The 7,690-nt window shown below is 74.4% G+C and carries 6 protein-coding genes; all 6 read right to left on the bottom strand.

The window, feature by feature from the left end; all coding sequences use genetic code 11:
• Positions 1-460: 460 nt before the first annotated feature.
• The 6 genes from AB0950_RS11960 to AB0950_RS11935 all read right to left on the bottom strand — a co-directional run bounded on the left by AB0950_RS11960 (position 461) and on the right by AB0950_RS11935 (position 7,628).
• Positions 461-910 carry a DUF6098 family protein gene (locus AB0950_RS11960; RefSeq protein ID WP_360145570.1) on the bottom strand — a complete coding sequence of 150 codons (450 nt, stop codon included), beginning with the start codon at positions 908-910 and terminating at the stop codon, positions 461-463.
• Between the two features lie 68 nt (positions 911-978).
• Positions 979-2,814 (bottom strand): HAMP domain-containing sensor histidine kinase, encoded by a 1,836-nt coding sequence (locus AB0950_RS11955; protein WP_366778423.1) that lies wholly within the window; start codon positions 2,812-2,814, stop codon positions 979-981.
• A gap of 47 nt (positions 2,815-2,861) precedes the next feature.
• Positions 2,862-3,566, bottom strand: a complete 705-nt coding sequence (locus AB0950_RS11950; protein ID WP_360145576.1) for a response regulator transcription factor — start codon at positions 3,564-3,566, stop codon at positions 2,862-2,864.
• 131 nt (positions 3,567-3,697) lie between these two features.
• On the bottom strand, positions 3,698-5,122 hold the full coding sequence (locus AB0950_RS11945) for a M1 family metallopeptidase (protein ID WP_366778422.1): 1,425 nt from the start codon (positions 5,120-5,122) through the stop codon (positions 3,698-3,700).
• Between the two features lie 147 nt (positions 5,123-5,269).
• Positions 5,270-6,943, bottom strand: coding sequence for an FAD-binding dehydrogenase (locus AB0950_RS11940; protein ID WP_366778421.1), 1,674 nt, complete (start codon positions 6,941-6,943; stop codon positions 5,270-5,272).
• On the bottom strand, positions 6,933-7,628 hold the full coding sequence (locus AB0950_RS11935) for a TetR/AcrR family transcriptional regulator (RefSeq protein WP_360145585.1): 696 nt from the start codon (positions 7,626-7,628) through the stop codon (positions 6,933-6,935). The genes AB0950_RS11940 and AB0950_RS11935 overlap by 11 nt, the downstream gene beginning before the upstream one ends.
• Positions 7,629-7,690: the final 62 nt, after the last annotated feature.

Below are 7,690 nucleotides of genomic sequence, written 5' to 3'. Positions count from 1 at the left end.
GGCTCCGACCGCGCCCCGCGTGGACACCGGCCCAGGGCGCTCCGGCAGCCCAGCCCCGGCCGCGCTCCGGCGAACCACCGCCGCTCCGGCGGGTCCAACCCCGCCCCGGCCCCGGGCGCTTCCACCCGGGCACGCTCCGACCGCTTCGGCTCCGACCGCGCCCCGCGTGGACACCGGCCCAGGGCGCTCCGGCAGCCCAGCCCCGGCCGCGCTCCGGCGAACCACCGCCGCTCCGGCGGGTCCAGCCCCGCCCCGGCCCCGGGCGCTCCCACCCGGGCACGCGCCGACCGCTTCGGCTCCGGCCGCGCCCCGCGTGGACACCGGCCCAGGGCGAACCGCCACTGCTCCGGTCGGCCCGCCCTCGGCCCGGCACCGGCGGTCCGGTCGTCCTCTCATCGCCGAGGCCAGCGCGGCTACCCCCTGGACACCGCCCAAGGCCCCGTCCGGCAGCCCCCGGGTCTCAGCGGCCGGTGCGGCGCAGGGTGCCCCAGGCGCGTTCCTGGCGGGTGACCTCGGTCTCGGCCTCGGTGATCGCCTCGTCCGCGATCCAGCACAGCGGCTCGACGTCCGTCACCAGCGGCTCGTTGTCGGGGCCCCGGCCCGTCTCCCGGCCCCGCAGGACCCACGGCCGTACGCCGGGGCCCTTCTCGTGCGGGAGGTGCGCGTAGTCGTACAGCCGGCGGGCCACCCACAGCTCCACCGACCGGTCGGCCCACCACTCCTCCACGTCGAGCGGATTGGCGGACAGCCCGGACATGGGTGCGCCGGTGAGGTCGTCGGTGCTGGAGACGTCGGCGAGGTCGGTGCCGGGCCCCTTGGACCAGCGCACGTACAGGCCCTGCCGGCCGTCCAGCAGGCGGGCCACCTCGGCGAGCGTGGACACGACCGGCATGTTCTCCGCTGCGCTCATGACCTGACCTCCTTCGACTGCGCCGCGCGACCGGAGTACCCCTGGTGCGCGCGGGGAATCGGAGGCGGTCAGGTGACGTCGGCCGGCGGGCCGGCCGCGGGCAGCCGCAGGGTGAAGACCGCACCGCTGCCGCACTCGCTCGCGGCCTCGGCGGTGCCGCCGTGGGCGGCGACCAGGTGGCGCACGATCGGCAGGCCCAGGCCACTGCCGCCGGTGCGCCGGCTGCGGGACTTCTCGGCGCGCCAGAACCGGTCGAAGACGTTCGGCAGGTCCTCGGGCGCGATGCCCGTGCCGGTGTCGGTGACGGTCAGGACCACGTCGGCGCCGTCCCGGCGGGCGGCGAGCGCGACCGTCCCGTCGGCCGGGGTGTGCCGCAGGGCGTTGGAGACCAGGTTGCCGAGGGCCTGCCGCATCCGCACCGGGTCGGCGTCCAGCCAGGCGCCGGCGTCGGCCTCGGTGCGTAGGGCGACCCCGGCGGTGCCGGCGGCGATCCGGTGGGCGGCGGCGACCTGGTCCAGCAGATCGCCGGCCCTGAGGGGCTCGCGGTGCAGCCGCAGGGTGCCGGCGTCGGCGGCGGCGAGGTCCTGGAGGTCGTCGATGATCCGCTGCAGGACGAGCGCCTCCTCGTGCAGCGAGTCCAGCAGGGCCGGGTCGGGCTCGACGACTCCGTCGCGCACGACCTCCAGCCAGCCGCGGATGTTGGTGAGCGGGCTGCGCAGCTCGTGCGCGATGTCGCTGACCATCGCCTTGCGCTGGGCCTCCAGCCGGGCGCGGCGCTCGGTGAGGTCGTTGAAGGCCTCGGCGAGGATGCCGGTCTCGTCCCGGGTGGTCACCGGGACCCGTACGTGCAGGTCGGGCGCCGCCCCGGCGGCCTCGGTCAGCGCGCGCAGCGGCCGGACCAGACGGGTCGCGACGAGCGCGGTCACGGCGACGGTGACGGCGAGCACCAGCCCGGCCGCGCCGATCACCTTGGCCTTGTTGGCCGGGGACATGTCGAAGCGGGAGGTGTTCCGGTCGCCGATGCCGAGGAACAGGTCGGCGACCGGGGCGACGTAGGGTTCCAGTTGGGCGCGCCGTGCGGTCAGGATGCACTGCTGGACGGCGCGCGCCGTCGTCTTCCTGCCCGCCCCGGCGTACTTGGCGACGAGGTAGCCGGCGCCGAAGGGGTCCTTGCCGCTCGGGTCGAGGGTGAGCAGGAACTGCCCGCCGGGATCGGTCCCGGCCTGGCCGAGGCACGGCCGGGCGAGGCCGGTGAGGTCGGTGAGGGCCTTGCGTTCCGTCGGGGTGGGCGTGTCGAGCCCGCCGTCCTCGCACACCGCCGCGCCGTACGCGGCGGGGTCGGTGCCGTCGCCGGCGGTGACGACGGGCCGTCCGCTCGCCGTGTGGACGACGGCGGCCTGCAGCCCGTAGTGCGCGTAGCACTGCTTGCGCCTGGCGGCCAGCGCGTCCAAGTCGGCGCGTTCTTTCGCCGGGAGCCGGTAGGGGCCGACCACGCGCGGGTCGATGCCGCTGAGCTGGGCGCCCGTCTCGCTGTAGGTGTCGGTGCGCAGCGGGTCGACCGTGGCGGCGGGCCGGGGCGGCAGCGGGGTGCCGCGGGGCGCGGAGTCGGCGACGAGGGTGCGGTCGGTGGTGGTGAGGGCGATCCGGCGGCCGGTCTCGGCGGCCAGCCGGCGGACGGTGCTGCGGACGTCCGTCCAGTCGGAGTGGGTGGCCGCGTACCCGCTGAGCCGGGCCAGGATGCTGTTGTCGGCGGCGAGGTCCTGGCCCTGCTCCTCCTTCAGGGCGCTGGTGGTGGTGGTCACCGCGAGCCAGGCGGTGGCGGCCACCGAGCAGACGGCGATCAGGGCGGAGACGGACAGCAGCCGCACCAGCAGCCTCTTGCGCACCGGGATCCGCCGCTTCACGGACCCGGCCCGACGGTCCGGGCGGTCGTCCGTGCGCGCTGGGCGTCTCACGGGCGGGGGCCGCTCAGCTTGTAGCCGACGCCGAAGACCGTCAGCAGCCGGGCGGGGCGGCGCGGGTCGGTCTCGATCTTGCGGCGCAGGTTCATGATGTGCACATCGACGGCCCGCTCGGTGGAAGCCCGGTCGAAGCCGCGGGTGCATTGGAGCAACTGCCGCCGGGTGAACACCCGTTCCGGCTCCGCCGCCATGGCCAGCAGGATCTGGAACTCGGCGGGCGTGCAGTCCACGGGCACCCCGTCGCAGCGCACCTCGTGCCGTACGGGGTCGACGCTGATGCCGGCGGCCCGGACGGCGGGGTCGCCGTCCCGGCCGCCCGGGCCGCGCCCGCTGCGCCGGAGCACCGTGCGGATGCGGGCCATCAACTCGCGCGGGCTGTACGGCTTGGTCATGTAGTCGTCGGCGCCGAGTCCGAGGCCGAGCAGCACGTCGTCCTCGGCGGAGCGGGCGGTGAGCATGACGACCGGTATCTCCGGGTCCGCGCCGCCGCGCAGCTCCCGGCACACCTCGAAGCCGTCGACGACCGGCAGCATCAGGTCGAGGACGACGAGGTCGGGTCTGATTCCGCGGGCGGCGTCCAGGGCGGCGGCGCCGTCGTGCACCACCGTGGCGGTGTGTCCCTCGGCCAGCAGGGAGCGGCGGATCAGTTCGGCCTGCTTCTCGTCGTCCTCGGCGACCAGCACATGTGCGCACACGAGTTCGGATCCTAGGCGCCCGGCAGGCTCAGCGGGCGGGCCTGTGGGCGTGTGCCCTGAGGGACGGCGGCGGTCGCGCGACGGTTCATGGTGCCGACCCTGGCGGGGACTTGTGGGGAACCGGTCAGGATTCAGGCGCGGTTCGGCTTGCCTTTCGTGAACAGCCAGGTGTGGAACAGCCCGTCCAGCCGCTTGCCCGAGACCTTCTCGGCGAGCCGCTCGAACTGGGCCGTCGTACCGTGGCCGTAGCGGTGGCCGGCCGACCAGGCGCGCAGGATCCGGAAGAAGTCCCGGTCGCCGACGGCGCGGCGCACCTCGTGCAGGGCCATGGCGCCGCGGGCGTAGACGGGCGTGTCGAAGATGTGCGCGCCGCTGCCCGGGTCGCCGGGCGGGAACGCCCACAGGTGGTCGCCGGCGCCGCGGGCGTAGAGCGCGTCGAAGGTCTTCTGGGCGCTGTCGCCGCCGTGCTGCTCGGCGTAGAGCCACTCGGCGTAGGTGGCGAATCCCTCGTTGAGCCAGATGTCCTTCCAGGCCGTCAGGGAGACGGAGTCGCCGAACCACTGGTGGGCGCTCTCGTGGACGAGGGTGCCGAGGTCGGGCGCGGAGTCGTACAGCGGCCGGGTCTGGGTCTCCAGGGCGTAGCCGACGTTCGCGTGGTCGACGACCGACCCGGCCGAGCGGAACGGGTACGGCCCGAACAGCGTGCTCTCCCAGGCGAGGACGGACGGCAGCTCCTTCAGCACCGGTGCCGCGGCGCTCGCCTCGCGCGGGTCGACGGCGTTGTAGACGCGGATGCCGTCGCGGGTGGTGTACTGCTCGACCTTGAACTTTCCGACGGTGGCGGTGGCCAGGTAGGCGGCCATCGGCTGGGTCTCGCGCCAGCGGAAGGTGGTACGGCCGTGCGCGGTGCGCTGTCCGAGCAGGACGCCGTTGGACACGGCCGTGCGCCCCTGGGGGACGGTGATCGTGATGTCGTACGACGACTTGTCCTCGGGGTGGGCGTTCGCCGGGAACCAGGTCATCGCGCCCTGCGGCTCGCCGGCCACGAAGGCGCCGTCGTCGGTGGGGATCCACCCGTCCGCGCTGCCGTCGGGGTCGGTGACCGGTTTCGGGGTGCCGTGGTAGGCGACGGTGATGTGGAATTCCCGGCCGGTGTGCAGGGTGTGGCGCGGGGTGACGACGAGTTCCTGGCCGGTGCGCCGGAAGGCCGCGGGGGCGCCGTCGACGGTGACGCGGGTGACCTTCAGGCCGGTCAGGTCGAGGTCGAAGCGGCTGAGGTTCTGGGTGGCGCGGGCGGCGAGCACGGCCGTGCCGTCGAGGTGCCGGGCGGAGGTGTCGTAACGGAGCGTCAGGTCGTAGTGCCGGACGTGGTAGCCGCCGTTGCCGCTGAGCGGGAAGTAGGGGTCGCCCGCGCCGGGCGCGCCGGCCGTGCTCGGCGCCGCGGGTGCGGCGGCGCCGAGCAGTGCCGCCACGGCGGCCGGGACGGCGGCGAGGACCGCCTCGCGGCGCAGGACGCCGGTGCGGCGGCGGGCGGGCTGTCCGGGGGGTGGCGTCACGGGCGCTCCTCGGGAGGGGGTGGCGGGTGATCGGCTGGCCGACAGACTAGGCGCGCCGGTGTGCCGGGCTCCCTCTCATTCTGGTCAAGTCTCGCCACCGGCCCGGGTGTCGGCGCGTCAGGCGCGCGGCACCCTCCGTCTGTGGTCTCAGCCCGTGTGCGCGGCCGCGTGCCGGCCCGCGGCGCGCCCGGAGAACAGGCAGCCGCCGAGGAAGGTGCCCTCCAGCGCGTTGTAGCCGTGCACACCGCCGCCTCCGAAGCCGGCCACCTCACCGGCCGCGTACAGCCCCTCGATCGGCGTGCCGTCGGCGGCCAGGGCGCGGGAGTCGAGGTCGGTCTGGATGCCGCCGAGCGTCTTGCGGGTCAGGATGTGGAGCTTGACGCCGATGAGGGGGCCGGCCGCGGGGTCGAGGATGCGGTGCGGCGTGGCGACCCGGCCGAGCCGGTCCCCTATGTAGCGGCGGGCGTTGCGGATGCCCTGGACCTGGGAGTCCTTGCTGTACGGGTTGGCCAGCTGCAGGTCGCGGGCCTCGATCTGGCGGCGCACCTCGGCGGCGTCCAGCAGGGGTTTGCCGGTCAGCGCGTTCATCTTGCCGACGAGCTGCTCCAGGCTGCACGCGGTGACGAAGTCCGCGCCCTTGTCGACGAAGGCCTGCACCGGTGCGGGTGCGCCGCTGCCGAGCAGCCGGTCGCGCAGTACGGCCTTGCGGTCCTTGGCGGTGATGTCGGGGTTCTGCTCGGAGCCGGAGAGCGCGAACTCCTTCTCGATGATCTTCCGGGTGAGGATGAACCAGGAGTGGTCGTAGCCCGCTATGTCCTCGGTGGTGCGCAGGTACTTGAGGGTGCCCAGGGTGTCGTATCCCGGCAGGCAGGGGTCGGGCAGCCGGCGGCCGAGGGCGTCGAGCCAGATGGAGGACGGGCCGGGCAGGATGCGGATGCCGTGGCCGGGCCAGATGGGGTCCCAGTTCTGCAGGCCCTCGGTGTAGTGCCACATGCGGTCGCGGTTGACCAGCCGGACGCCGGCCTCGGCGCTGATGTCGAGCATCCGCCCGTCCACGTAGGCCGGGACGCCGGTGACCATCTCGCCGGGCGGCGTGCCGAGCCGGGCGGGCCAGTAGCGGCGGACGATGTCGTGGTCGGCGCCTATGCCGCCGGTGGTGACGACGACGGCCTGGGCGGTGAGTTCGAAGTCGCCGACCCGGTCGCGGTTGGAGGCGACGCCGCGCGGCGCGTGGTCGTCGGCGAGGACGGTGCCGCGCACCCCGCGTGCCGTGCCGTTGTCGATGACCAGTTCGTCGACCCGGTGGCGGTGGTGGAAGGTGAGCAGTCCGTCCCGGGCGGCCCGGCGTGCGTACGTCACGAAGGGTGCGACCACGCCGGTGCCGGTGCCCCACGCGATGTGGAAGCGGGGCACGGAGTTGCCGTGGCCGGCCGCCCTGAGGTCGCCGCGCTCGGCCCAGCCGACGGTCGGCAGCAGCTCGATGCCGTGGCCCCGCAGCCAGGACCGCTTCTCGCCGGCCGCGAACTCGACGTAGGCGCGGGCCCAGCGCACCGCCCAGGAGTCCTCGTCGTCCAGCCGGTCGAACCGGGCGCTGCCCTGCCAGTCGCTCCAGGCCAGTTCGAAGGAGTCCTTGATGCCGAGGCGGCGCTGTTCCGGGGAGCCGACGAGGAAGAGCCCGCCGAGGGACCAGAACGCCTGTCCGCTGAGGTTGGCGGCGTTCTCCTGGTCGACCAGGGCGACCCGGCGGCCCCTGCTGGTCAGCTCATGTGCCGCGACCAGGCCGGCGAGGCCCGCTCCGACGACGATGACGTCAGCGTCCATCGTGGCTGTGTCCTTCCTGAGGATCCTCATGCGGAGTCGTACGGGGACGTGCGGTCGTGTGCGGGCTGCCGGGGGTGCGGCTGCCGTCGGTGAGGAGGGCGGTGAGCAGCTGCTTGAGCCAGACCCGGGCGGCCTCGACGTCCTTGTCCAGCAGCAGCTGGACGGTGACGCCGTCGTACGCGGCGACCACGGCGTGCGCGGCGCCGTCCGCGTCCCCCAGCACGGCGGGCGGACCGGTGTGGCCGCGAGCCCGGAACAGCCGGTCGGCGATGGCTTCCCGAAGCCGGGCGCGGTGGTCGAGGAGGGCCCGGGCGACCTCGGGGTCGCGGGCGGCGTGCACCAGGAAGTCGGTTTTGACCAGCAGCCAGTCCACGTCGAGCAGCAGCACCTCGGTGACCCGGTCCACGGAGGCCGGCACGTCGAGTCCGGGCCCTTCCTGGGCGAGGGCCTCGGCCACCTGGGAGGCGATGAGGTCGGCGCGCTCCTGGTACAGGGCGAAGAACAGCTCGTCCAGCGTGGCGAAGTTCGAGTAGAAGGCGCCCCGGCTGAATCCGGCCGCCTCGCAGACCTCCTCGATGGAGACCCGGCCGAAGCCCTTGGCGGCGAACACTCCGAACGCGGCGTCCAGCAGCCGCGCCCGCGTCCGCACCCGGCGCCTGGTGACGCGTCGGGCGGTGTCGTCCATCGCGGCTCCCTCCGTTCGATACGCCAATGTATCCGATACACCCGTGTATCGAAACGGACGGG

This window comes from Streptomyces sp. NPDC007189 (assembly GCF_040703635.1).
GTDB lineage: Bacteria > Actinomycetota > Actinomycetes > Streptomycetales > Streptomycetaceae > Streptomyces.
The sequence above is the reverse complement of the archived record's forward strand: the minus strand, read 5'-3'. Positions and strand labels throughout refer to the sequence as shown.